This is a genomic window from Emticicia sp. W12TSBA100-4 (genome assembly GCF_040253585.1).
GTDB lineage: Bacteria > Bacteroidota > Bacteroidia > Cytophagales > Spirosomataceae > Emticicia.
Map to the genome: position 1 here is coordinate 265,880 of NZ_JBELAU010000003.1, position 24,339 is coordinate 290,218.

Genomic DNA, 24,339 nt, shown 5'->3' on the forward strand with positions numbered 1-24,339 from the left:
TCAATGATTCGTCTTTATGGTTATGAAAAAGAACATTTACATTACAGTATTTTTTGCATTATTATATTGTAATTCAATGGCACAGAAATTTCGTTCGTGTGCCAATGAATTCTGTGATTCGGTGTCTAAAATTTCTGATGCACAATATCTTATCAGAAAAATGAGATATGAACAAGCTCTTGAGAATGAAGTGAATTTACGTAAAAACTTTCGAGTAGCGGCAGAAGTTATCCGAATTCCCGTTGTAGTGCACGTAATTCATAACCAAATTAATGGTCAAATCGCTGGGAGTAATATTCCTGATGAACAAATTTATTCACAGATTAAAGTTCTTAATGAAGATTACCGTAAAAAAGTAGGCACATTAGGCTTTAACACAAATCCTGTGGGTGCGGATACTGAAATTGAATTTTTCTTGGCAAGTATAGACCCTTCTGGTAATCCTACTTCAGGAATTAAACGAGTTTATTCACCAAGAGCGAGTTTTAATATTGTCAATGACAATGACCGACTGGCTATGTCAAATTTGTCTTATTGGGACAGTAATAAATATCTTAATATGTGGGTTGCTCCGCTGAGTTCAGGCTATATTGGGTATGGCGAATTTCCATATTCTGAATCTGTGGAAGGTTTAGATATTGATTCAGATGAAAGAACGGATGGTGTTTTTATTGACTACACAACTTTTGGAAGAAAATCGGGTACTAATCAGTCTGGAATTTATAGTTTTGGCAGAACAGTAACCCATGAAGTTGGGCACTGGATGGGACTTTACCATACCTGGGGCGATGAGCGTTGCGGAACTGATTATGTATCAGATACACCAGTTGCTACTACATCAAACAGTTCGGCTTTTTGCCGAGATGTGTTTTCCAATTGTACAGGAACACGCACCAGAAATATGATTGAAAACTACATGGATTATTCACCAGATTCATGTATGAATATTTTTACAGAAGGACAAAAACAACGCATGAGGGCAGCTCTTGACCTTAGTAAAAGACGTAAAAGGGTTTTGAACTATGCCAAATTTCAATTACCGCCTTCTACTTCTTTGCAAGTGAATTTTGAGAATCCTTTGCCTCTTACCAATCCACAGTTTCAAATATTATTGCCAGATTTTCAGGACTTTACTATTGTAATTCGTGATATTTTTGGAAGAATTGTTTACAATCAGTCTTATGTAGATTTACCAAGTACAGTCATTACATTACCAAAAGGAAATATTATACCCGGGGTTTATATTCTTAGTGTAACATCCAATCAACAATTGATACAGAAGAAATTAGTATTTTATTGAAAAGTTTTTTTAATGGTGCCACACCTGAGTGACACCATTAATTATAAATTAGTATTAATTCCTTCTCTTTTTTTTCTTTTTTGAGGTTTTTTCAACCTCTCCAATTTTCTGAATTGGAACCGATACTTTTACATTATCCCAGAGTAGAAGCATGTTAAACCCATTGTTCACATCTTCAAATTGAATAGTAAAACCTTCATAAATATCTGAGTTTGTACTTACTGATGCTTCATAAGTGAGCACGTTTTTACTGGCATCATAGGCAAAATCTCCCCATTGACCAAGTTCAGAATTTAGAATAATCGTCCATTTATCTTTATTAGGAATCGAAAAAAGCGTGTAAGTTCCTGCAAGAAGTTGAGTTTCTCCAATTTGGATATTTGTTGTAAATGTAACTTCGGTTGCTTCGTTTGCACCTGTTCGCCAAAGTTTACCATAAGGAACTAAATTGCCGAAAATTTCCCGTCCCTTCTTCAAAGGTTGTCCATAGGTACATTTTACGTAGTTATTTTCAGTAGTTTTTAAATTTGCAATCACAATCGGACTATTGCGTACTTGTGGTTTTACAATACTATCATTCAAGATACTTGCTGATGTTGATAACGGAAAAAGACAAATGAATACAAAAAGAAAACCTAAGGACAGCACTCCGTTTGAGTAAGATTTCATAATTTAGCGTTTTGATTTTTATAAGTAGCAAAAAGGGATTTTTGTTATATTTTTTACAAAGTAACGACCATTTTATGGAAAAAGTTGTAAAACAACGCCCAGATTTTGATGAAATTTTTATGGAATTAGCCGAAAACCTTGCCCTTCGCTCGCACTGCGTAAAGGCTCAAGTTGGAGCTGTTCTGACAAAAGATACACGAATTATTTCAATCGGATATAATGGACCACCTGCTGGAACTCATAATTGCGATGAGGAATTTCCAGAACATGGCTGTCCACGTGACTCTAAAGGAAGTTGTTCCTTAGCTCTTCATGCCGAACAAAACGCTATTTTATATGCTTCAAAAAATGGGGCGAATATTGAAGGTACAACTTTATATGTAACTCTTTCGCCTTGTATAGCTTGTGCAAGAGTCATTTACTCAATGAAGATAAAAAAAGTGTTTTATGCCAAATCGTATGCTCAATACAAAGGCATTCCGGTTGATGAAGGTGTAGAGTTTTTGAGAAAATTCGGTGTAGAGGTTATTCAATTTGGTGCTTAGTTGTTGATTACTTGTTATTAGTTACTGGTTATTAGTGAATTGCCACCAATAACCAGTAACCAATTTACTAATCACCATTTCAATGCACAACGCCACCTTCACCATGTACGTGTCCATGAGCTATTTCATCTTTGGTTGCATCTCTAACGGCCAATACTTTGCCCGAGAAATGCATATTTTGCCCTGCTAAAGGATGATTAAAATCTAAAATAACGAACTCTTCAGTAATTTCAACAATTCTTCCATTCATTCTATTTCCTTCGTCATTTGAGAATGGAATCATATTGCCAATTTCGAGCATCCCCTCAGGAATTTCTCCGTCTTCAATCTTGAAGTTTTCAATCGGAAAATCAATAATAGCTTCTGGGTCAGGATCACCATAACCTTCGGCCGCATCAATCGAAAACTTAAATTCGTCACCTGCTTGTAGTCCATTCAATTGGGCTTCAAAAGCTTCTGGTAAACCACTCATTCCTTGAATAAAAACCATTGGCTCGTCGTCTTGTACGATTTCGAGCATTTCTCTTTCATTTTCGCCGCCGATTTCTAATTCATAGATTATCTTTACTACTTTGTTTGCTTCAACTTTCATCAATCAATTTTTTTGATAGTTTATAGATGTTATTTTTCTAACTTTGTCGCAAACGTACGCATATTCGATTATTTTAATGAATTTTTTGGCACATTTATTTCTTTCTGGTAAAAACGAAGAGGTCATGGTGGGAAATCTTTTAGAAGATTTTGTAGTCGGTAGAATCGACCACCCAAGAAATGCAATTTATAATGATGAAATAAAAAATGGAATTTTACTTCACCGACTCATTGATAGCTTTACTGATACTCATCCTGCGGTAAGTGATTGTAAATCAGTATTATATGATAAGTACCATAAATATGCTGCTGTTTTAATTGATATTTTTTTCGACCATTTTTTAGCCGTTCATTGGGCAGAATATTCTACTGAACCTTTTGGTGATTTCAGGAAAAGAGTTCATTCTTCATTTGAAAATCATTGGTCAATACTTCCCGAAAAAATGAAGCCCATGATTGAGTCGATGATCAAACATGATTGGCTCAAAAATTACAGCGAATTTTGGGGAATTGAACGAGCTTTAATTGGAATTTCGAGGCGAACCACTTTTGAGTCGAACATGGAAAAAGCTACCGAAGATTTAAAGTTTCATTATCAACTATATGATGAAAAATTCGCAGTATTTTTTCCAAAAATGATTCTCGAATGCAATAAGTTTTTGATTGAGAAAGGTTATAGCGTAACCAATATGGATGCTTTCAGTAAAATCTAAAACTACTATTTTTAACAACAGTCAACGAGTAACTAATTTATAAACAACAGTGGCTTGCCACAATATAGTCGATGTCAGAGATTTTAAAGTCAATAAAAAAAGATTCTATAAAACCTTTGTATTTTTTACACGGTGAAGAACAATTTCATATTGAGCAGATTGTAGAAAAAATACAAAGTTTAGCTATACCTGCTCATGAAAAAGGTTTTAATGAGTTTGTTCTATTTGGAAAGGATTTAAACGTAGGTGCGTTGTTGAATTATGCCCGACGTTTTCCGATGATGGCTGAAAAACAACTGATTGTTGTCAAAGATGCCAATCAAATCCAAGGGATTGACTTAAAGGAAAATCAAAAGTTGATGGAGGATTATGCTCTAAATCCGTTGTCTTCAACAATTTTGGTTTTAAGTTTCTCAAATGCCCAAGATGAGCGTAAAACTTGGGTAAAGGCTTTTACAAAAAAAGGAGTCTTACAAAACTTTAAAAAATTGTATGATAATCAACTCCCAGAGTTTGTGGCAGCTTATTGTCATGGCCGAGGAGTGAAGATTAGCATGAAGGCCATTCAATTATTGATTGAACATATAGGAAATGACCTCAAAAGATTGACGGGCGAATTAGAAAAAGTAATTTTGAATGTTAAGTTGGGTGATGGAATTGATGCCGACGTGATTCAAAAATATGTTGGAATTAGCAAAGAATATAATGTTTTTGAGTTGCAAAAGGCACTTATTCAACGTGATGTAGTAAAAGCTAATCAAATAATTATCTACTTTGGTAATAACCCAAAAGACAATCCAATTCAACCTATTTTGATAATTTTATATAATTTTTTTAGCAAAGTTTTATTGATTCATGGCTCAAATGATAAATCTGAATCAGGTGTTGCGGCTTTATTGAAAGTAAATTCCTTTTTTGCAAAAGATTATTTAGCGGCTGCAAGAAATTATTCTTTGTCAAAATTAGCATTTGTGATACATTGTATTAAAATTGCTGATCTAAAGTCGAAAGGCGTTGAAGCAGGTGAAGAAAAAGAAAATGATATTTTACAAAAATTAGTTTTCGAGATTCTTCATTAAGCTGCGTGTAGAACTTATAATTTTCTTATTGAACTGTAAAATTTGCATAAAAAAAGAGTCTCAAAATAGAGACTCTTTGGAAGTTGCGGGAAGCGGAATCGAACCGCCGACCTTAGGGTTATGAATCCTACGCTCTAACCATCTGAGCTATCCCGCATTATTTTTAAATATTATTTGAGACTTTTGTTGTTGTCCCGAAGAATATGTTGCAAAATTACACAAAGTTTTCTTACATTGCAAAAAAAGAAACCGAAGTAAGTCAAGATTTCGTAAAAATTTATAGAAAATCTTGAAATAGTTATTTAATAAGGCTAAATCGAGTTCGATTTAGGTTGTATTTTTTTAAATTTTACGAATTATGGAAAAATTCAAATTTTCTCGTGAATACGAATTTAGGGCATCTCCCAAAGTTTTATATCAGTATTTTAGTACACCTGCGGGTTTACAACAATGGTTTGCTTCAAAGGTTAAATATACCAGTGACTCAAATTTTGATTTTATTTGGGACAACGAAAGCCACCCAGCTCGAATGTCAGTTCAGAGAGTCAATAAACTTGTAAAATTTGAATTTTTGAAAGATGAGCAGCGAGGAAATTACGTTGAATTTAAACTCGAACAGAGTGAACTTACCAATGCAACCTTCTTGAAAATTACAGATAATTCAGACAACCATGATGTTGAAGAATTAGAAGATATTTGGGATGATATGATTTATAAATTGAAGGAGATTGTAGGAGGTTGAAAAAGTAATTGTGTTAAATAAACTTAATGAACTTGTGAAAATGAATTTCCTGTCGGAATTTTGTGCCGTAGAATCATTATGTCTTGAATGAAGAAAATTGATATTTTAGTTATTAGGTCTTTCATTGGACCATTCATATTAACTACCTGTGTGGTAGTTTTTATTTTTTTGATGCGTTTCTTAATGCTTTACTTCAATGATTTTGTAGGTAAAGATTTAGGATATGATGTTTTTGGAAAACTCTTTGTTTATTTTTCTTTAATTACGGTTCCAATTGCACTTCCGCTGTCAGTTTTGTTGGCTTCATTGATGTGTTTCGGGAATTTGGGTGAATACACCGAATTAACTGCCATAAAGTCGGCAGGAGTTCCAATCTCAAGAGTTTTGCTGCCCGCAATGATTTTTGCTTTCTGTGTGAGTGTTTTTTCGTTGTGGTTCAATAATACAGTCAATCCGTGGGCGAACTTAAAAGGTTACAGTCTTTTGTATGATGTAAAAACAACAAAAGTTACCCTCAATGTAAAAGAAGGTATTTTCTACAAAGAAATCCCTGGTTATAGTATCAAGGTTTTAAAAAAGTTTTCAGATGGTAAAACGCTCAAAGGTGTAACAATATATAATCATTCAAGTAATAACGGCAATGTAAATGTTACGTTGGCCGATTCTGGTAAAATGTACACCATGTATGATAATACCTACTTGGTTTTTGAACTATTCAATGGCACAAATTATGTTGATTATAAGAGTAATGACGGAAATTATAATGAAACTCAGTTTGTGAAGAATAGTTTCAAGCAGAACAAAATGGTTTTTTCATTGGAATCTTTCGGTATGCGTCGAACAGACGAATCTCAGTTTAAATACCATGAGTATATGAAAAATATCACTCAGCTAAATAATCAAGCCGACTCTGTTGCAATTGATATTGATAAAACCCTGAAATCTCAAATCACTACGGTTTCGCAGATGTATAATTTTCAGTTTAAAAAATATCCAGTAGATACCTCAAAATTTGCCCGTGAAAAAAAGCCAATAGTTGCAGGAAAATGGGTGAATGATAAAATTAAGGATATTAGTAATAAATATGGTAATGAAGAAACTTTTGAAACGGCAATATCTCAATCCAAAAATATTCGTGACCAATTCTCAACTACAGTTGATATTTTGAAAAGTAAAAAACGTGATGGTATAAAAGCCCAAGTCGAAAAATGGCATAAGTTCACGATGGCTTTTGCATGTTTTGTGATGTTTTTGATTGGTTCTTCTCTCGGTTCTATCATTAAAAAAGGCGGTTTTGGAATGCCAGTTTTGCTTTCCATCACTTTTTTTATTCTGATGTATGTACTAATGCAATTGGGCGACAAGTACGCTAAAGAAGACATTTGGCCAGTCTTATTGGGTGTCTGGATGCCCGATGCTGTGCTTTTGTTTTTCGGTATTTATTTCTTGAATAAAGCTACCAATGATGCTCGTTTGTTTGAAAGCGATATTTATGATGTATATTTCGATAAGTTGAAAACCTATTGGAAAAATCGAAAATTTTTAAGGCCCAAAACAGTTGTTAATGTTTAAAAAAATGCCATGAAGTCAAACTTCATGGCATTTTTACTACAAAGGATTCCCTTGCTGTGTAAAATCGACAGTGATAATCTAAATATGCTGTATTTCAAGCTGCGTTCCCATACTTATATTTCGGTCGATTATTTCTACGATATGCTCGAAATCTTCGTTTCTTTCGGCATAGTCAAGGTTATTTACATCAACAATTATCAGTTTTCCATGAGTGTATAGATTCGCAAAGTCTTCGTAGAGTACATTTAGGCTCAACAGATAGTTTGGGTCAATGTTTTTTTCAAAATCTCGCCCACGTTTACTGATTTGCTTTTGTAACTTCGGAAGGTCAGCACGTAAATAAATCATCAAATCGGGGTGAGTTATTGCCTGTGTTATTGTATTGAACATACTTTTGTATGTCTGATAGTCAGTTTCATTAAATTTTCCTGACTCATAAAGGTTTCGGGCAAAAATATACGCATCTTCATAAATCGACCTATCTTGAATAATTGTTTTCTCTTCAGTCAGTTTCTTGATTTTCAAAATCTGCTCAAAACGGCTATTTAAAAAGTAAATCTGTAAATGAAATGCCCATTTTTCCATGTCGTCGTAAAAAGGTGGTAAATACGGATTTCCATCAACAGCTTCGTATAATACTTCCCATCCGTAATGATTTGCCAGTTTAGTAGCTAAGGTAGTTTTGCCGGCACCTATATTGCCCGTAATCGCAATGTGCATTGTTACTTTTTCGGAATTTACATTGATATAATTTACAAATTAAGGCTTTATCTGATAAAAATCATAGAATTAAAAAAATATGTTTCGTAATTTTGCATCAATTCAAATCAAGTTTACACCTTGAGAGATTGAAAATCAATGGAAAAACATACAAATACAATTACTGAAAGCTCAGTAGAAACAGCGATTGCTGCCCCAATTTATCACGTTTTGCTTTACTACATTTATTCGCCCATCGAAAACGTAGTTGAGTATCGAGACATTCATCATCAATTCTGCTTAGAAAATAACCTACTCGGACGTATCATCATTGCTCCCGAAGGACTCAACGGCACTGTTTCGGGTACACCAGCCGACACTGAAAAATACATGACTTGGGTAAAATCAGACCCAAGATTTACTAAAGTTGATTTTAAGGTTGAGAAAGTTTCTAAACACGCATTTACCAAACTTTATGTGCGTATCAAAAAAGAGATTGTACATTCTGAATTGCCCGTAAATCCCTTGGAACAAACTGGTAAGCATCTCGAACCAGCCGATTTTAAAGAATTACTGAAAAACGATCCAAATGTTGTTTTGGTTGATATGCGTTCAAATTATGAGCATTCGGTTGGAAAATTCAAAGGTGCAGTCACTTTTGATATGGAAAACCTCCGAGAATTGCCTGATCATGTCAATGAAATTGCTCATTTAAAAGATAAGAAAATCGTAACTTACTGTACAGGCGGAATTAAATGCGAAAAAGCCAGTGCTTATTTATTGTCGCAAGGTTTTTCGGATGTTTATCAACTACACGGAGGAATCATTAAATACGGTTTGGAAGAAGGTGGTGAAAATTTCGATGGAAAATGCTACGTTTTTGATAATCGCTTAACGACCGAGGTAAATTCGATTAACCCAGTTGTGATTTCAAAATGTCACATTTGTGGAACTGACTCTGACCGAATGGTCAATTGTGCCAATCCTGATTGCAATGAACATTTACCTATTTGCGAAAAATGTGGGCATGAAATGGAAGGTGCTTGTTCGGTAGCATGTAAAGAAAATCCAAGAAAACGTCCGTATGATGGTACTGGCTATTATGCCAAAACTACTGTTGGCTATAAACCCGAAATTGCTTTCAGAACTCGAAAAAATACCAAAACTCTTCACATTGTTGAAGAATTAGGGTTGAAATGATGAAAGTGCGAAGAATTATAGATTAAGGATTGCAAAATTAGAGATTGTTGATTGATGAGAAAAATCAAATATTATCAATCAACAATCTCTAATCTATATTTTTTTGTTTAAAAATTATTCTTCAAATCCAATCTCACCACATTTTCAACATGGTGTGTATGCGGAAACATATCCACTGGCTGAACTACCGAAATTGTATATTTTTCGCTTAAAATTGCCAAATCACGGGCTTGTGTTGCTGGGTTACAACTTACATAAACAATGCGTTTTGGAGCTGCTTCCATGAGCGTTCTTACAACAGGTTCGTCCATTCCTGCACGTGGAGGGTCGGTAATCACAACATCAGGTTTACCGTGTTGAGCAATAAATTCATTTGTCAAAAACTTACGCATATCACCAGCATAAAAGGTTGTGTTATGCAATTCGTTGACCTCTGAGTTTATTTTTGCATCTTCAATAGCTTCTGGCACATATTCAATTCCGATTACTTTTTTAGCCTTTTTCGCCACAAAATTGGCAATAGTGCCAGTGCCTGTATATAAATCATATACCAGTTCTTCACCTGTTAGACCCGCCAAATCTCTTGTAATTTTATACAGTTCATAAGCTTGTTCGGAGTTAGTTTGATAGAATGACTTTACTCCAATTCTGAAAATCAAACCTTCCATATTTTCTTCTATGTATGGTTTTCCTTGATAGGTATGTACATCTAAATCAAAAAAAGTATCGTTTCTTTTTTGATTCAAAATATAGTTTAATGAACTAATTTGCGGGAAATTGGTGTGCAAATGATTCATTGTTGCCTCAATGTCTTCTTTGTTATCTTGTGCAAATTGCACCATTACCATCAAATCGCCAGTAGTTGAGGTACGAATCATGACGTTTCGCAGAAAACCTTCATGAGCGATGTGGTCGTAATATGTATAATTATTGGCATCGGCAAAATCACGCAAGGCGAGACGAATGTCATTTGATGGGTCAGCTTGATGGTAACATTTTTCAATCGGTAGTACTTTTTCAAAACGTTTCGGCACGTGGAAACCCAAAGCATTTTTGCTCATGGCTTCTTCGGTATTGATTTCGTCTCTTGTGAACCATCTGCTATTCGAGAATGTATATTCCAATTTATTTCTATAAAATTGCGTTTTTGCCGAACCCAAAATTGGATTGATTTCTGGTAAATCAAGTTTTCCGATTCTCTTCAATTGGTCGCTTACTTGTGTGAACTTCAAATCAAGCTGTTTTTCATAAGGTACGTGTTGCCATTTGCAGCCCCCACAAACACCAAAATGCTTACAAAAAGGAGTAATCCTTTCACTCGAATATTCTAAAATCTCAAGTACATTTGCTTCTGCGTAGTTTTTCTTTCTGTTATTTACAAAAAGTTTTACTTTATCGCCTGGATGAACATTGCTTCCTTCAATAAATATTACTTGACCGTTGTGTTTTGCAATACATTTTCCTTCGGCTGCAAAGCTCTCAACTACAATTGACTCTATGACAAATGTCTTTACTTTTCCCATTATTTAATTTGCTTAACCATTTTGTTTAGAAATCGCATAATTTACGTTTTCTCTTTAGTTTTAAAACACAAAAGTATTTAACTTAGCTTGAAGTTCAAAATCCAACCTTTGCCTAAGAAATTTCGTCTATATAATTGATTCACTTGAATTGAATTTCTCCCTTCGAAACTTATTTGCTATGAAAAGATTTTACCTACTCGTTTATTTTCAGTTTTTAGTTTCAATATGTTTCGCTTCACACATAGTTGGTGGCGAGATTGAGGTTGTTCCCCTTAAAAGTCCTGTCGCTGGAAGCAGTACGCACCAAGTTACACTTAGTCTATATTTTGATGCAATCAATGGGCGTACTGCAGCCGAAGACTTATCAATCACGCTACAAATCTACCGCAAACGTGATTTAGCTCGCATGGGGCAAGTTACTTGCCCACAAGTCTATCGCCAACCTATCAAATATGTTGATCCTTCATGTCAAAAGGGCGATTTATCAACTTTATTAATGAAATACAGCAGTTCTGTAAACTTATCGGCAGAAAATTTTTCTGACCCTGACGGATACATGATTGTTTGGGAAAGATGTTGTAGAAATACTATTATTACTAATATTCAAAATCCAAGTAATGTAGGAATGGTTTTTTATACCGAATTTGCACCAGTAACTACTGTAAACACAACGCCACATTTTAGAGATATCATTGCGGATTATGTCTGTATGAACCAAAATTTCGAAATGGATTTTAGTGCTACCGATGCTGATGGCGATAGTTTGTCTTATGCTTTAGTTGTGCCGTGGATAGGTAATTCGTCACCTCAACAATCAAATCCCACAAATTCTCCAAGTAATAATTACCGTGAAGCAACTTGGGTTGCTGGAATTAGCCTGGATAATGTGATTCCGGGCGAAATTCCATTAAGAATTGATGCTCAAACTGGCGTTTTGAATGTGAAACCAAATAAACTGGGGCTTTACGTGTTTTCGGTAATGGTGGAAGAATTTCGTAAAGGTAAACGCATTGGACGAATGAAAAGAGATTTTCAGTTAAAAGTAATTGATTGTATTTTCAATAGTCCGCCACAGGTAATGGTTGCGAATCAAAACTCAAAGAAACTTTTTAAAGATGGAGAAATCATAACCCTAAAAAAAGGTGAAAAAAGATGTTTTGACGTATTGTTTACTGATCCTGATATCAATCAGAAAGTTACAATTACAGCACGAGGAGTTAACTTTGATACCCGAAAAATCCTTTTACAGTCAAGTACTAACATTGAAATAAAGAGCAAAGATACGCTGAAAACATCGTTTTGTTTAGAGGAGTGTATTGTGACGAGAAATAACGTTCCAGCTGAGTTTTTTATTAATATCAGTGATAATGGTTGTCCTGTCCCTCAAAATAGGGCCTATCGAATGAAAATTCAATTTGAAGAAAACCAAAATACTCGACCGACTATTACAACCTCATTGCTCGCAAACCCTGTTGTGACTTATGGAGACACACTTAAATTTACAGTTTTTGGAAATGATATCGATAATGATACCCTAGCTTTGACCGGCAATGGTCGAAATTTTAATTTTGGAAGCTACGGTTTTAGTTTTCCATCTAAACAAGGTCAAGGAACTGTCAATTCTATTTTACAATTTATACCTAACTGCGAAGCTCTCAAACAAAAGCAAATGTTATTAGACTTTGTGGTGCGTGACCAGCGTTGTGGTGTAAGTACCCAAACACTTTATTCTGTACCCGTGGAAGTAAAAGGAAAGCAAAATAATTCTCCAACCGTACTTACAACTCTCACAAATAACACTGCCGAACTTATTTTGAATCCAAATATTAATAATGAACTAACTTTTAACGTTAATTCACAGGATATTGATAATGAACAACTTACACTTACGGGAGTACCAAGTGGATTCGATTTTAAGAATGTCTTAATGGCATTTGAAAATAAAGAAGGAAAAGGGAAAGTGAGTAGTGTATTTACATGGAAGCCAACTTGCTTTATGCTTGGCGGCAAAGAATCAAGAGAGTTCATCGTTAATTTTACGACAAAAGACAATAATTGTTTGCAGTTACAAGATTCAGTAAGTGTTAAACTTATCTTGAAAGATAATGTAGTCATTGATAACCCTGTTCCACCATTCAATACATTCACTCCAAATGGAGATGGTAAAAATGATTATTTTACTTTGGGTGCTATTGCAGAGGATAATTGTAAAAGGCAATTTAAAAAGTTTGAGGTGATGAATCGTTGGGGAAATTCGGTTTTTCAGACCACCGAACGAGACTTTAAATGGACAGGCGAAAATGCTTCAGCAGGTGATTATTTTTATGCCCTTACTTTTTCCGACCAAGTTTATAAAGGAATCATTCATTTGGTAAGGTGATTTTAATTTCGAGCTTCTCGATTTTAATTTTTATCGGGAACATTTTTACGAAAAAAAACATTTTAATATAAATATAGTTGTACCAGATATTGGTAATAATTTATTTTTTTAAATATTTTTTTCCATGCTAACAGATAAAGTTGTAATCATTACGGGTGGTTCGTCAGGTATTGGTAAGGCTCTTGCCTTTGAGCTTGGTAAAGAGCGTTGTAAGTTGATTATTACTGGTCGAAATCTCGACAATTTAGAACAAACCAGTCACGAACTTTCAATCCAAGGAATCGAAAACCATTATATTGTGGCCGATTCAAGTTTAGAGTACGATAATAAACGTATTGTTGCCGAAGCAATTTATCATTACGGTCGCATTGACATCGTAATAAATAATGCAGGTATCACGATGCGTTCAATGTTTGAGGATGCTGATATTGATGCTACCATTCGTAAGGTAATGGACATTAATTTTTTTGGTACAGTTTATCTCACACAAGCAGCTTTGCCTTACATAAAAAAAGCCAAAGGTACCATTGTGGGTATTTCCTCAATTGCAGGCTTTAGAGGCTTGCCAGTAAGAAGCGGATATTCAGCTTCAAAATTTGCGGTCAATGGTTTCCTCGAAGCAATTCGTACTGAATTACTACACACAGGTGTAAACGTACTTACAGCTTGTCCAGGGTTTACTTCATCGAATATTCGTTTTGCAGCCATTGACGCCCACGGAGAGGTGAGTCAGGAAACCGTGCGTGACGAACAAAAAATGATGTCATCGGAAGAATGTGCTATGCACATCGTAAAGGCAATTAAGAAAAGAAAACGCTCGATTATTTTGACGAATGAAGGGAAGCTCACCGTTTGGCTCAATAAATGGTTCCCTCGATGGGTCGATAAATTAGTATATACGACACTATCCAAAGAAAAGAATTCACCATTAAAACAAATCAGTGAAATTCATTGATTTGTTAAAAAAAGTCCATCTACAATCATAGATGGACTTTTTTATTTCACCACCCAAATATCACTTTCTTTTAAATAACAGAAATTCCCTTCCCATAAAACTTGGTACCAAATATCGTCTGTTTTTATAACATTTAATCTGTTCCCTTCACTAATACTTCCTACAATTTGTGAAGCTGCCGAAGGGTAATCTCTGAGATAAACCTTCTCATTTTTTATAATTACAGATTTATAGTTATTAGGTAGATTTATTAAGCTTGCTAAGAAGATTAGATAGATGAAAAATATAATCTTATGTTTGATAGGGGAGAACTGTTTATTTTTTTTCTTCAGTATCAGCACGGTGAAAATATAAATCCCTAAAAGCAAGAAACCCGCCCAAACATAATTTGAATATTGTCGGTAATAGAACAGAAAATAGTTCAAATCATTTTTTTCGTAACCCTTAAAACCGTTTTCGGTTGCTACCACGTACATTTTTTCAAAAACCTTTTCGTTGGGCTGTTTAAAAAAATATAGATTGAGGTAATATAACTCTTTCACAAATTCTCCCTTCGATTCCGAAATATTAGCGAGTTTCAAATAAATTTTGGGATTGATATTTTCCGAATTTTCTAAAACTTTTTCATAAATTGAGCGGGCTTCATCAAATTTTTTCTGAATAAATAAAGAATCTGCTTTTTTATTTAGAGACGTTTGTCCTTGACTATCAAGTACTTGAAGGATTATTAAAAAAAAAGTAAAAAATATTTTCAGAAATTTCAAAAAGTTTGTTTGCATCGTATTGTTAAAAGTACTAATTTTGCACCATGATTTAAGAACAACGGCACAGAAAAGCAAAGTTAGTACAAATTATTCTACTTTCAAATCTGTTTAATTGTTTAATATTTAAGTCGAAAAAATAATGATTCCGTAGCTCAGCTGGTAGAGCAATACACTTTTAATGTATGGGTCCTGGGTTCGAATCCCAGCGGGATCACAAGGGCTATCAGTGATAGTTCTTCTTCGTGTCAGAGGACACATCAAATATATACAAACAGAGGTTAATTCCAAAAGTTTGAAGATTCCGTAGCTCAGCTGGTAGAGCAATACACTTTTAATGTATGGGTCCTGGGTTCGAATCCCAGCGGGATCACAGAAGCCTCCAACAGAGGCTTTTATTTTTAAAGTACAAAGCAGAATAAAAATTTGGAAAAATCTTTGACCTTATTTAGTTTTGCAATAGAAAATAAATCTATCAATGGCGAGGTGGTGAAATTGGTAGACACGCTACTTTGAGGTGGTAGTGGGCGAAAGCCTGTGAGAGTTCGAATCTCTTCTTCGTCACATCAAGTTCATACTTGAAAAATTTTTAAGTTTAAGTTGAACATTTGTTATTTGAAAAGCCTTTCCGATTGAGAAAGGCTTTTTTGTTGTTCAAATTTTGGTTTAAATTAATAAAAAACGGGTGATTCTTCATTCATATTGTTGTTCGCCATTCGTCAATTGAATAATTCGTCATTTACTCTAATCTTTGTTCTTTATTTTCATTATTTATTGAAAATAAATTCTTACCTTTGCAGTTGTTTTTCATATTTATTAATCTAAGTTAACATCAAATGTATTTAACTACGGAAAAAAAGGAAGAAATCTTTGCTGCAAAAGGCTTCCAAAAAAAAGCGACTGATACTGGTTCTGCCGAGTCGCAAATTGCATTATTTACTTTTCGTATTGCTCACCTTACAGAACACTTGAAATCTCACAAACATGATTACTCTACAAGAGCGGGTTTGTTGAAATTGGTAGGTAAGCGTCGTAGATTGCTCGATTATTTGTACAAAACAGATATCACTCGTTACAGAGCAATTATTGCCGAATTAGGAATTCGTAAGTAATAATACATTTCAGGGAATTCTCTTTTGGGCATTCCCTGATTTTTTTATTTGAAAAAAAGACCTTCAATAATATTCAATTTTATCCCCGCGGAATTCGGATAACAAACTACCACGTCGAAAGCGGATACGTGGCTTTAATCTTAAACTAAAAAATGTTTAACATTCACACTAAGACCATCGAAATGCCCGATGGCAAAGTGATTACCCTTGAAACAGGAAAACTTGCAAGACAAGCCGATGGTTCAGTAGTGGTGAGAAGCGGCAACGCAATGCTTTTAGCAACTGTTGTAGCTGCTCAAGAACACAAAGAAGGAACTGACTTCTTACCTTTATCAGTTGATTATCAAGAAAAATTTGGTTCAGCGGGAAAAATTCCTGGAAGCTTCCAACGTCGTGAAGGAAGACTTTCTGACAATGAAATTCTAATCAGTCGTTTGATTGACCGTGCTTTACGCCCAATCTTCCCAGAAGATTATCATGCAGAAGTTCAGGTTATCGTTACTTTAATTTCGGCCGATGCTGAAATTCAACCAGATGCTCTTGCTGCATTAGCTGCATCAGCTGCAATTGCGGTTTCTGATATTCCATTCAATGGCCCAATTTCAGAAGTACGTGTAGCAAAAGTAAATGGTAACTACGTTGTAAACCCAACTTCAACTGAAATAAAATCTGCTTCTTTAGACTTAATCGTTGCGGGAACAGTTGATAATATCATCATGGTTGAGGGTGAGGCAGACCTTTGTACAGAAGAGGAAATGATTGAAGCAATTAAGATTGCTCATGAAGCCATCATAGTACAAGTAAATGCTCAAAAAGAATTTGGTATTGCCGTTGGAAAAACAGAAAAGCGTGTTTACAATCATGAGACACATGATGAAGAGCTACGTGAACGCATGAATAAAGAACTTTATGATAAAGTTTATGCGGTTTGTTTAGAAGGAAATAATAAGAAAGAAGTAAGAAAAGAAAAATTCGGAGCAATCCTTGATGAATTTATTGCTTCGCTTTCTGAAGAAGAGTTGGCTGCCAAAAAGCAATTTATCAAACCATATTTTGGCGATATTCAATATTATGCGTCAAGAAACATGGTTCTAGATGAGCGTACAAGACTTGATGGTCGTAAACTTGACGAGATTCGTCAGATTGTTTGCGAAGTAGATTTCTTGCCCTCAGCTCATGGTGCAGCATTGTTTACAAGAGGTGAAACCCAATCATTGACAACTGCAACGCTTGGTACTAAACTTGATGAAATGATTGTTGACCAAGTAATGCTTTCTGGATACAGTAAGTTTTTCTTGCACTATAATTTCCCTGGCTTCTCTACTGGAGAAATCAAGCCTAATCGTGGAGCAGGTCGTCGTGAGATTGGACATGGAAATTTAGCTCAACGTTCGTTGAAGAAAATTCTTCCGCCAGATTCTGAAAATCCATATACAATTCGTGTGGTTTCTGATATTCTTGAGTCGAATGGCTCGTCATCAATGGCAACTGTTTGTGCAGGATGTTTAGCTTTGATGGATGCAGGTGTGCCAATTAAAGCTCCAATTTCAGGTATTGCTATGGGTTTAATTACCGACAATGCTACTGGAAAGTGGGCGGTTTTATCTGACATCTTAGGCGATGAAGACCATTTAGGTGACATGGACTTTAAAGTAACTGGTACTGAAGATGGTATTACTGCTTGCCAAATGGATATTAAAATTGGTGGCTTATCGTTTGAAGTTTTAGAGCAAGCATTGATGCAAGCAAAACAAGGACGTATCCACATTCTTGGAAAAATGAAAGAATCAATCGCTGTGTCTCGACCAGAATTGAAACCTCATACTCCACGTGCCTTTACTATCGTTATTGATAAAGAATTTATTGGAGCTGTAATCGGACCAGGTGGTAAGATTGTTCAAGAGATTCAACGTGAATCTGGTGCAACCATCACTATCGAAGAAAAAGATGGAAAAGGTTATGTATCTATTTTCTCATCAAATGGTGAGAGCATGGACAAAGCTAAGAAGAGAGTTTACGGTATTGTAGCTACACCAGAAGTGGGCGAAGTTTACGATGCAAAAGTAAAATCAATTCAACCATTCGGAGCTTTCGTAGAGTTTATGCCAGGAAAAGAAGGTTTGCTTCATATTTCTGAAATCTCGTGGGAAAGATTACCAAGTATGGATGGTGTTTTAGAAATCGGTGAAGAATTACAAGTAAAATTACTTGAAGTTGACCCGAAAACTGGAAAATTCCGTTTGTCAAGAAAAGCCCTTTTACCAAGACCAGAGAAAAAGTAATTTGGATATTGGTTAATTAGTTATTTGTTACTGGTATTAGTAAAAAGTTTTTAGTAAGAAAGTTTTATACAATAACCAGTAACTAATTTCCCAATAACGAGTAACCATCCAAAGATGAACATTTAACAAATTTTATTTGTTCTATAAGTCAAGGTATTTAAGTTTTTTACGTTATAATAGAAATCTGTTGGGCAACTGCCCGTTAAAAATAAGATATGCGTCAGCTAAAAATTAGTAAGCAAATTACCAATCGTGAGAGTCAATCTCTCGATAAGTACCTCCAAGAAATTGGTAAAGTAGATTTGCTAACTCCCGATGAGGAAGTTATTCTTGCACAGAAAATTAGAGATGGAGACCAATACTCGTTAGAGCGTTTGACAAAAGCAAACTTACGTTTTGTGGTTTCGGTAGCGAAACAATATCAAAATCAAGGTTTGTCTTTGGGCGATTTAATTAATGAGGGGAACTTAGGTTTGATTAAGGCCGCACAAAGGTTTGATGAAACTCGTGGTTTTAAGTTTATCTCCTATGCCGTTTGGTGGATTCGTCAGTCAATCTTACAAGCTTTGGCCGAACAGTCACGTATTGTTCGTCTTCCATTAAACCGTGTTGGTTCATTAAATAAAATCTCAAAAACTTTCTCTGATTTAGAGCAAAAATTTGAGAGAGAGCCATCACCAGAAGAATTAGCCGAAGTTTTGGAAATTACAGCTGCTGAGGTAATTGATACCTTGAAAATTTCTGGTCGCCATGTATCGGTTGATGCTCCTTTTGTGCAAGGAGAAGAAAACAGTTTGTTGGATGTACTCGAAAATGATAGCGAAGTAAAACCTGACCAAGGCTTGATTGATGACTCACTTCGTAGAGAAGTTATGAGAGCATTGTCAACTTTGACACAACGTGAAGCGGAGGTTATCACATATTATTTCGGCTTGAATGGGGAACAAGCTATGACGCTCGAAGAAATTGGTGAAAAGTTTAATCTTACTCGTGAACGTGTACGTCAAATTAAAGAAAAAGCGATTCGCCGTTTACGTCAAACTTCAAGAAGTAAGGCTTTGAAAGCTTATTTAGGTTAAAATTAATTTTGAATGATTGAATGTTAACAATATAATTCAATGAATTCAAATGCAAAATAATATTAAAAAAGGTGCGTTTAACGTGCCTTTTTTTGTTTCTTTTCATAAAACCAATTTTTGAAATGGCGATTTTACAACCGATTCATAATATTGCAGAAGTTTTTTCAAAGAAAAATGTAAAAACAGCGATTCTTTGTCCAGGTTCTCGTAGTGCTGCTCTTACTATTTCGATGGTACGCCACCCTGATATTGAAACTTTTAGTATTAGTGATGAACGCTCAGCAGGATTTATTGGAATGGGTATGGCTCACGTAACTGGAGAAAGTGTTGCATTAGTTTGTACGTCAGGAACTGCGGCTTACAATTTCGCTCCAGCAGTGGCAGAAGCATATTTTCAGGAAATTCCATTAATCGTTCTTACTGCTGACCGTCCTGCTGAATGGATTCATCAGTATGATGGACAGACAATTTTTCAAAGGGAAATTTATGGTAAACATGTAAAGAAGAGTTTTGAATTACCCGCTGATTATACAAATGCGGACGCTGTTTGGCAAATTGAAAGGGTTTTGAATGAAGCATTAAATCTCGCACAAGTACATCCTAAAGGACCAGTCCATATTAACGTTCCGATTCGAGAACCTTTTTATCCGACAGCTGAGGAAGAAATTACTTTTGACAGAAATGTGAGAATTATTGCTAATGCTCAGATAGAGAAAAAACTATCGAATCAGTTTTGGAACGATTTCAAAGAAATTTGGCAAAGCTGCGAAAATAAACTAATTATAGTTGGGCATCGCCAAAGTTCGGAATTGAATAAAACTTTACAGAAATTTTCCGAAGAGCTGGGTGTTCCTGTAATTGCTGATGTTATTTCAAATGTAAATAATATTGACCCAATTTTGGCGGATGTATTTTTATCTTCTAAAAATGAAGAGTTTAAAAGAAAGCTGAAACCTAACTTACTGATAACTTGTGGGAAGTCAGTTATTTCTAAAAACTTGAAGATATTTATTCGGAACAACCGACCTACGTATCATTTTCACATACAAGAAAATCCAGATTTAATTGACCCGTTCCAAACGCTGACTCATAAAGTTGAAGTTTCACCTGAATATTTTTTTAAGCAACTTTTTGAAGATTTAGACTTTTTGAGTTTTAAAGAAGGTGATGAAGAAGCCGATAGTCAATACTTTGAATTTTGGAATGAGGCAAGTATAAAAGCAAAGCAAAAACTGAATAGTTTCTTGAATGAGACAGATTATTGTGAGTTTAAAGCAATTAGAAATGTGATTGACAAACTGCCTGAGAATTCGATATTTCACGTTGCTAACAGTATGGTAGTGCGATATTCAAATCTCATAGGCTTAGAAAAGGGTAAAAATGTAGAAGTTTTTGCTAATCGAGGTACAAGTGGCATTGATGGTTCACTAAGTGCTGCTGTTGGAAGTGCATTAAAAACTGATAAAATTGTCACTTGTTTGATAGGGGATATGTCATTTTTCTATGATAGAAATGCCTTTTGGAATTCGTATCTACCTGATAATCTGAGAGTTATCTTAATAAATAACCACGGAGGAAATATTTTTAGGATAATCGACGGCCCAAGTAAACAGCCAGAAGTTGGTGAATATTTTGAAACCAAACAAAACAGTTCGGCCGAGTATTTTTGTAAAGAAAATAATGTGGAATACTTTAAAGTTAATGATGAAACAAGTCTCGAAAATGCGTTAAACTTGCTTCACCAAAAAACGAACCGACCAGTTGTGATTGAAGTGGAAGTGGATGGTTCTCGAAATGTTCAAGTCTTTGCTGAATACAAAAAATTATTTGCAGACTTTGCTTAACATTTCAATCGACTTAACTTCATTAAGTTTCTGACCAATTGACCAATATTCACAAGCCTTGGATTTATTTCCGAGGCTTTGTTGTGTTAAGCCCAAGTAGTAATTCAATAATTCGACAGTCGGGTCAATTTTATCCGATTTCAAAAAGTTTTCATTAGCACTCGATAAATCATTAGTTTTCAGAAAATACACTCCGAGATTTCTGAAAGCCCAAGCACTATTTTTATTTTTTTCAAGAACCAAATCCAATAGTTTTTTTCCTTCTTCGAGTTTACCTAAATTTAATAAATAATAAGCTTTGTTATTTTGGTAGATTTCATTTTTGTTTATTTCAATCGCTTTTTCTACGGTTTCGAGTGCTTTTGCGTAGTTTTCTTTTTGGGCATAAATTAAACTTAAGTTATTAAGTGCAAAATCTTGCTTTGCATTTAAGCTGATAGCTTTTTCAAAGTTTTGTTTTGCTGCATCATAATTTTTATCAGTATATTGTATGTATCCTAAATTGGTGTAAGCTTTATCGTTCTTTGGATTTAATTTTAAAGCAACTGCGAGATTAGAATTAGCTTCCGCAAAGTTATTTTTTTGAATAAGTACATTACTGAGCGTAACATAATAGAATGAAGAATCTTTGTATTGATTTGAAATTTGTTTCAATAGCGTTAATGACTCTTCTAATTTATCCGTATTTGAGTAGGCTTCCGCTAAATTGAATTTTGCCATATAAAATTTATCATCAATCGAAACTGCTTTCTCAAAATCTTGTATTGCACCTTCCAAATTGTCTAATTCAAGTTTTACTCTTGCACGGTTATTATACGCATCCGCAAATTTTGGTGTTTTTTCAATTGCTTCAGTATAAAACTTTATGGCCTCTTCATAGTTTCCTTTCTTATAAGCCACATTTCCTTGTATAAAAAACAATTCTGTATCTTTTTTAGCTCTTCCACAGCCATATAACATAATAATAGGTAGGAAAATATAAAAAAATCTAAAAGTATTAAAAGTATTTTTCATTATTAATTTATAGTTTGTATAATAAAATATTTAAGTTTTGTTTTTTGAATTGGAAATACTTTCGTAACATTGCATTTCAATCAACAAATTATTCGAAAATGAAATTTATAAAAGAGATTCCCAATAATTTTTGTAAGGCTTCCCTCTTTGTATGGAACAATAAATTCATCATAAAGTTTGAAGCAGGTATGTACGAACAGACATACAAAGTTAGTGAATATGATGTGTCGGGCGAAGATGAAATTGAAGAAATGCTTGGTGATACCTTTATGGAAAGAGTGGTGACAAGATTTAAAGAGATGGCCGATGATTTTGAATTGATATTAGATTCAGTAGATTAACAAAAAAAGCTCGCAGAAATGCGAGCTTTTTTGTTCGAAAAAATTATTTTATGAATAACCACTTCTTATAGAGTGCTTCTTGTTCTGCTGATGGGTTTTGTACTTTTTCAAGTTTAAACTTAATCGCTGGATTGGCTTTTAGAACAACATCATAAGTAAATTCTTGACCGAAACGTTTTACTTTTACAGCAATTTTATCTCCAACTTTTTTGTCAGAAATTGCAGCTGTTGGGTTCATTGTTCGCATACCATTGATTTCCAAGATTTCATCATTTACATTTAATCCTCCATCATAAGCAGAAGTTCCTCGTTGAACACTTGCGATTCTACCGTTTGCAATTGTTACTCCCAAAAATGGAGTATTTGTGTCAATTTCTTTGGTAAGAGTCATTCCAACATATTTATAGAACTCATTGTAATCAATTGGTTCGGCTTTCCAAACATATTTGTTGAAGAAGGAATCCATGTTTTTACCTGCAATTAATTCACATGCTTTCTGGAATTCTTCATCTTTAAATCCTCTTTTTTGTTTTTTATAATATTCATTCCACAAGTAACGAAATACATCATCAAGTGATTTTTGACCTTTAGTCTCTCCCAAAATATAAACGTTTAATAAAGCTCCTAATACGCCACCTTTATCGTAATAAGAAATTGTACTATTTCTTGAGTTTTCATTTGGTCGATAATATTTTATCCAAGCATCCCAACTTGCTTCTGCAACTGGTTGAACTGCATTTCCCGCTTGATTTTCAATGCCGCTAATGGCAATTTGCTCACGTTTGATGTAATCGTCTGGGGTATAAATTCCAGCACGTAACAAAATATTGTCTTCGTAAAAAGAAGTAATCCCTTCCGAAACCCAAAGCATGTGTGTGTAATTTTCGTTTTCATAATCGAATGGTCCGAGTGCTATCGGACGAATACGCTTTACATTCCAAAGATGAAAATATTCATGAGCAATCAAACTCATCGAATTTTTCATTGTCCCTTCATTCATGTAGGCACTCGGCGAAGTTTGACAAGTTGTAGAATTTAGGTGTTCGAGTCCGCCACCGATGCCAGGTAATTGATGAATAATAAACGTATAGTCTTCACATGGATGTTCGCCAACTACACTTGCCGCCGCTTCGGTTACTTTTTTGAATGTTTCAACCGTCAATTTTTCATCTGCCAAAAGTGGAGCATTACTATACAAGGCAATAGCGTGTGGAATTCCTAAAGCTTTGAAATTCAAAACTTTATGTGTGCCAATTTCGATGGGGCTATCAACCAAAATATCAAAATCTGGTGAGAAGTAAGTGAAGTCTTTATCAGAAACTCGTTTAAGTCCAGTCGAAATGGTATTCCAGTTTTTGTATGGTTTGATTGTCAAAACTGATGGCGACATTTTCAATTCGGGTACATATAAGAACATACTCGCACCGTTCAGATAACCGTGAGAATCATCCAAAAAACTATTTCTTACGCTCAGCTCAAAAGAATATACTTTATAGCTAATTATAATTTTTGAATTTTTACCGTAAACTCGCCATGTGTTTTTACTAATCTTTTCAAACTTTAAATCTTTTTTGCCATCGGAGACTTTTACCGATTCTACATTTTTTGCGTATTCTCTAATCAAATAAGAACCCGGAGTCCAGACTGGCATTTTGAAATCTACATAATCTTTTTTGCTTAGAGCTTCAATTTTTTCAATATCGCTAAGAGTCATGCTTACTTCAAAATAGTGTGTCCAAGGTTCAGACATACCAAGTTCATAAGCAATATTGGTTTTTGGAATTGTAGTTTCTTCAGGAGTTTTTGCAAAACTAAATTTGATACCAATCAGTAATAGAAAAAGTGGGAGTTGCCTAAAAAGTGTTTTTTTCATCGAAAATTAAGGATTTGTTTGTTGTTGAAACTTGATAAACAATTTTTTTATAAAAATATCGTTTT

The 24,339-nt window shown here is 34.6% G+C and carries 21 protein-coding genes and 4 tRNA genes; 17 read left to right on the top strand and 8 right to left on the bottom strand.

Annotated features, from left to right (window positions below):
• Positions 1–76: 76 nt before the first annotated feature.
• Positions 77–1,300, top strand: coding sequence for a M43 family zinc metalloprotease (locus ABR854_RS05055; protein WP_350264279.1), 1,224 nt, complete (start codon positions 77–79; stop codon positions 1,298–1,300).
• A 54-nt stretch (positions 1,301–1,354) separates the two neighbouring features.
• Here ABR854_RS05055 and ABR854_RS05060 read toward each other — a convergent pair whose 3' ends face one another.
• Positions 1,355–1,969 (bottom strand): DUF2911 domain-containing protein, encoded by a 615-nt coding sequence (locus tag ABR854_RS05060; protein WP_350264280.1) that lies wholly within the window; start codon positions 1,967–1,969, stop codon positions 1,355–1,357.
• 74 nt (positions 1,970–2,043) lie between these two features.
• On the opposite strand from ABR854_RS05060, the gene ABR854_RS05065 reads away from it, so the two are divergent.
• Positions 2,044–2,514: a deoxycytidylate deaminase gene (locus ABR854_RS05065; RefSeq protein WP_350264281.1), complete on the top strand. Its 471-nt coding sequence runs from the start codon at positions 2,044–2,046 to the stop codon at positions 2,512–2,514.
• 79 nt (positions 2,515–2,593) lie between these two features.
• Here ABR854_RS05065 and ABR854_RS05070 read toward each other — a convergent pair whose 3' ends face one another.
• Complete coding sequence (locus ABR854_RS05070) at positions 2,594–3,106, bottom strand: FKBP-type peptidyl-prolyl cis-trans isomerase (protein WP_350264282.1); 513 nt, start codon at positions 3,104–3,106, stop codon at positions 2,594–2,596.
• 76 nt (positions 3,107–3,182) lie between these two features.
• Here ABR854_RS05070 and ABR854_RS05075 point away from each other — a divergent pair, with 76 nt between their 5' ends.
• Both ABR854_RS05075 and holA read left to right on the top strand, forming a co-directional pair.
• The gene (locus ABR854_RS05075; RefSeq protein ID WP_502881180.1) at positions 3,183–3,818 is read left to right on the top strand and encodes an acyl carrier protein phosphodiesterase; all 636 of its coding nucleotides are present in this window, start codon (positions 3,183–3,185) and stop codon (positions 3,816–3,818) included.
• Positions 3,819–3,889: 71 nt separating this feature from the next.
• Positions 3,890–4,897, top strand: coding sequence for a DNA polymerase III subunit delta (gene holA / locus ABR854_RS05080; protein WP_350264284.1), 1,008 nt, complete (start codon positions 3,890–3,892; stop codon positions 4,895–4,897).
• Between the two features lie 83 nt (positions 4,898–4,980).
• Here holA and ABR854_RS05085 read toward each other — a convergent pair.
• Positions 4,981–5,054 (bottom strand) — tRNA-Met (locus ABR854_RS05085).
• Positions 5,055–5,255: 201 nt separating this feature from the next.
• Here ABR854_RS05085 and ABR854_RS05090 point away from each other — a divergent pair.
• Both ABR854_RS05090 and ABR854_RS05095 read left to right on the top strand, forming a co-directional pair.
• A complete protein-coding gene (locus ABR854_RS05090; protein WP_350264285.1) occupies positions 5,256–5,639 on the top strand; it encodes an START-like domain-containing protein in 384 nt (127 codons plus the stop codon).
• A gap of 87 nt (positions 5,640–5,726) precedes the next feature.
• Positions 5,727–7,211, top strand: a complete 1,485-nt coding sequence (locus tag ABR854_RS05095) for an LptF/LptG family permease (RefSeq protein ID WP_350264286.1) — start codon at positions 5,727–5,729, stop codon at positions 7,209–7,211.
• 78 nt (positions 7,212–7,289) lie between these two features.
• Here the strand turns inward: ABR854_RS05095 and ABR854_RS05100 are convergent, their stop codons facing one another.
• On the bottom strand, positions 7,290–7,931 hold the full coding sequence (locus ABR854_RS05100) for a deoxynucleoside kinase (RefSeq protein WP_350264287.1): 642 nt from the start codon (positions 7,929–7,931) through the stop codon (positions 7,290–7,292).
• Between the two features lie 138 nt (positions 7,932–8,069).
• On the opposite strand from ABR854_RS05100, the gene trhO reads away from it, so the two are divergent.
• Complete coding sequence (gene trhO / locus ABR854_RS05105; RefSeq protein ID WP_350264288.1) at positions 8,070–9,110, top strand: oxygen-dependent tRNA uridine(34) hydroxylase TrhO; 1,041 nt, start codon at positions 8,070–8,072, stop codon at positions 9,108–9,110.
• Between the two features lie 107 nt (positions 9,111–9,217).
• On the opposite strand, the gene rlmD is transcribed toward trhO, so the two are convergent.
• Positions 9,218–10,633, bottom strand: a complete 1,416-nt coding sequence (rlmD, locus tag ABR854_RS05110; RefSeq protein ID WP_350264289.1) for a 23S rRNA (uracil(1939)-C(5))-methyltransferase RlmD — start codon at positions 10,631–10,633, stop codon at positions 9,218–9,220.
• Positions 10,634–10,811: 178 nt separating this feature from the next.
• On the opposite strand from rlmD, the gene ABR854_RS05115 reads away from it, so the two are divergent.
• Together ABR854_RS05115 and ABR854_RS05120 are read left to right on the top strand one after the other, a co-directional pair.
• Positions 10,812–13,013, top strand: coding sequence for a T9SS type B sorting domain-containing protein (locus tag ABR854_RS05115; protein WP_350264290.1), 2,202 nt, complete (start codon positions 10,812–10,814; stop codon positions 13,011–13,013).
• 124 nt (positions 13,014–13,137) lie between these two features.
• Complete coding sequence (locus ABR854_RS05120) at positions 13,138–13,968, top strand: SDR family oxidoreductase (protein WP_350264291.1); 831 nt, start codon at positions 13,138–13,140, stop codon at positions 13,966–13,968.
• Between the two features lie 41 nt (positions 13,969–14,009).
• On the opposite strand, the gene ABR854_RS05125 is transcribed toward ABR854_RS05120, so the two are convergent.
• Positions 14,010–14,747: an SH3 domain-containing protein gene (locus tag ABR854_RS05125; RefSeq protein WP_350264292.1), complete on the bottom strand. Its 738-nt coding sequence runs from the start codon at positions 14,745–14,747 to the stop codon at positions 14,010–14,012.
• 126 nt (positions 14,748–14,873) lie between these two features.
• Between ABR854_RS05125 and ABR854_RS05130 the strand changes: the two genes are divergently transcribed.
• The 7 genes from ABR854_RS05130 to menD all read left to right on the top strand — a co-directional run bounded on the left by ABR854_RS05130 (position 14,874) and on the right by menD (position 21,046).
• A tRNA-Lys gene (locus ABR854_RS05130) sits at positions 14,874–14,946 on the top strand.
• Between the two features lie 83 nt (positions 14,947–15,029).
• A tRNA-Lys gene (locus tag ABR854_RS05135) sits at positions 15,030–15,102 on the top strand.
• Positions 15,103–15,209: 107 nt separating this feature from the next.
• Positions 15,210–15,293: transfer RNA gene (locus tag ABR854_RS05140), tRNA-Leu, on the top strand.
• A gap of 272 nt (positions 15,294–15,565) precedes the next feature.
• Positions 15,566–15,841 carry a 30S ribosomal protein S15 gene (gene rpsO, locus ABR854_RS05145; protein WP_188765111.1) on the top strand — a complete coding sequence of 92 codons (276 nt, stop codon included), beginning with the start codon at positions 15,566–15,568 and terminating at the stop codon, positions 15,839–15,841.
• A 152-nt stretch (positions 15,842–15,993) separates the two neighbouring features.
• Complete coding sequence (gene pnp, locus ABR854_RS05150; protein WP_350264293.1) at positions 15,994–18,123, top strand: polyribonucleotide nucleotidyltransferase; 2,130 nt, start codon at positions 15,994–15,996, stop codon at positions 18,121–18,123.
• A gap of 215 nt (positions 18,124–18,338) precedes the next feature.
• Positions 18,339–19,202 carry a sigma-70 family RNA polymerase sigma factor gene (locus ABR854_RS05155; protein WP_015031001.1) on the top strand — a complete coding sequence of 288 codons (864 nt, stop codon included), beginning with the start codon at positions 18,339–18,341 and terminating at the stop codon, positions 19,200–19,202.
• 122 nt (positions 19,203–19,324) lie between these two features.
• Complete coding sequence (gene menD, locus ABR854_RS05160; RefSeq protein WP_350264294.1) at positions 19,325–21,046, top strand: 2-succinyl-5-enolpyruvyl-6-hydroxy-3-cyclohexene-1-carboxylic-acid synthase; 1,722 nt, start codon at positions 19,325–19,327, stop codon at positions 21,044–21,046.
• Here menD and ABR854_RS05165 read toward each other — a convergent pair.
• Positions 21,026–22,060, bottom strand: coding sequence for a tetratricopeptide repeat protein (locus ABR854_RS05165; RefSeq protein ID WP_350264295.1), 1,035 nt, complete (start codon positions 22,058–22,060; stop codon positions 21,026–21,028). The genes menD and ABR854_RS05165 overlap by 21 nt on opposite strands.
• 98 nt (positions 22,061–22,158) lie before the next feature.
• On the opposite strand from ABR854_RS05165, the gene ABR854_RS05170 reads away from it, so the two are divergent.
• Entirely contained in the window at positions 22,159–22,401 is a 243-nt protein-coding gene (locus ABR854_RS05170) for a hypothetical protein (protein ID WP_350264296.1), read from the top strand.
• Positions 22,402–22,444: 43 nt separating this feature from the next.
• Here the strand turns inward: ABR854_RS05170 and ABR854_RS05175 are convergent, their stop codons facing one another.
• Positions 22,445–24,274, bottom strand: a complete 1,830-nt coding sequence (locus ABR854_RS05175) for a M61 family metallopeptidase (RefSeq protein WP_350264297.1) — start codon at positions 24,272–24,274, stop codon at positions 22,445–22,447.
• Positions 24,275–24,339 lie beyond the last annotated feature (65 nt).

Coding starts and splice junctions, on each gene's coding strand:
- ABR854_RS05055 (WP_350264279.1), top strand. CDS start 77: ATGGCACAGAAATTTCGTTCGTGTGCCAATGAATTCTGTGATTCGGTG.
- ABR854_RS05070 (WP_350264282.1), bottom strand. CDS start 3,106: ATGAAAGTTGAAGCAAACAAAGTAGTAAAGATAATCTATGAATTAGAA.
- holA (WP_350264284.1), top strand. CDS start 3,890: ATGTCAGAGATTTTAAAGTCAATAAAAAAAGATTCTATAAAACCTTTG.
- ABR854_RS05165 (WP_350264295.1), bottom strand. CDS start 22,060: ATGAAAAATACTTTTAATACTTTTAGATTTTTTTATATTTTCCTACCT.
- ABR854_RS05065 (WP_350264281.1), top strand. CDS start 2,044: ATGGAAAAAGTTGTAAAACAACGCCCAGATTTTGATGAAATTTTTATG.
- ABR854_RS05115 (WP_350264290.1), top strand. CDS start 10,812: ATGAAAAGATTTTACCTACTCGTTTATTTTCAGTTTTTAGTTTCAATA.
- ABR854_RS05170 (WP_350264296.1), top strand. CDS start 22,159: ATGAAATTTATAAAAGAGATTCCCAATAATTTTTGTAAGGCTTCCCTC.
- ABR854_RS05075 (WP_502881180.1), top strand. CDS start 3,183: ATGAATTTTTTGGCACATTTATTTCTTTCTGGTAAAAACGAAGAGGTC.
- ABR854_RS05120 (WP_350264291.1), top strand. CDS start 13,138: ATGCTAACAGATAAAGTTGTAATCATTACGGGTGGTTCGTCAGGTATT.
- ABR854_RS05155 (WP_015031001.1), top strand. CDS start 18,339: ATGCGTCAGCTAAAAATTAGTAAGCAAATTACCAATCGTGAGAGTCAA.
- menD (WP_350264294.1), top strand. CDS start 19,325: ATGGCGATTTTACAACCGATTCATAATATTGCAGAAGTTTTTTCAAAG.
- ABR854_RS05175 (WP_350264297.1), bottom strand. CDS start 24,274: ATGAAAAAAACACTTTTTAGGCAACTCCCACTTTTTCTATTACTGATT.
- ABR854_RS05060 (WP_350264280.1), bottom strand. CDS start 1,969: ATGAAATCTTACTCAAACGGAGTGCTGTCCTTAGGTTTTCTTTTTGTA.
- ABR854_RS05090 (WP_350264285.1), top strand. CDS start 5,256: ATGGAAAAATTCAAATTTTCTCGTGAATACGAATTTAGGGCATCTCCC.
- pnp (WP_350264293.1), top strand. CDS start 15,994: ATGTTTAACATTCACACTAAGACCATCGAAATGCCCGATGGCAAAGTG.
- trhO (WP_350264288.1), top strand. CDS start 8,070: ATGGAAAAACATACAAATACAATTACTGAAAGCTCAGTAGAAACAGCG.
- ABR854_RS05125 (WP_350264292.1), bottom strand. CDS start 14,747: ATGCAAACAAACTTTTTGAAATTTCTGAAAATATTTTTTACTTTTTTT.
- ABR854_RS05095 (WP_350264286.1), top strand. CDS start 5,727: ATGAAGAAAATTGATATTTTAGTTATTAGGTCTTTCATTGGACCATTC.
- rlmD (WP_350264289.1), bottom strand. CDS start 10,633: ATGGGAAAAGTAAAGACATTTGTCATAGAGTCAATTGTAGTTGAGAGC.
- rpsO (WP_188765111.1), top strand. CDS start 15,566: ATGTATTTAACTACGGAAAAAAAGGAAGAAATCTTTGCTGCAAAAGGC.
- ABR854_RS05100 (WP_350264287.1), bottom strand. CDS start 7,931: ATGCACATTGCGATTACGGGCAATATAGGTGCCGGCAAAACTACCTTA.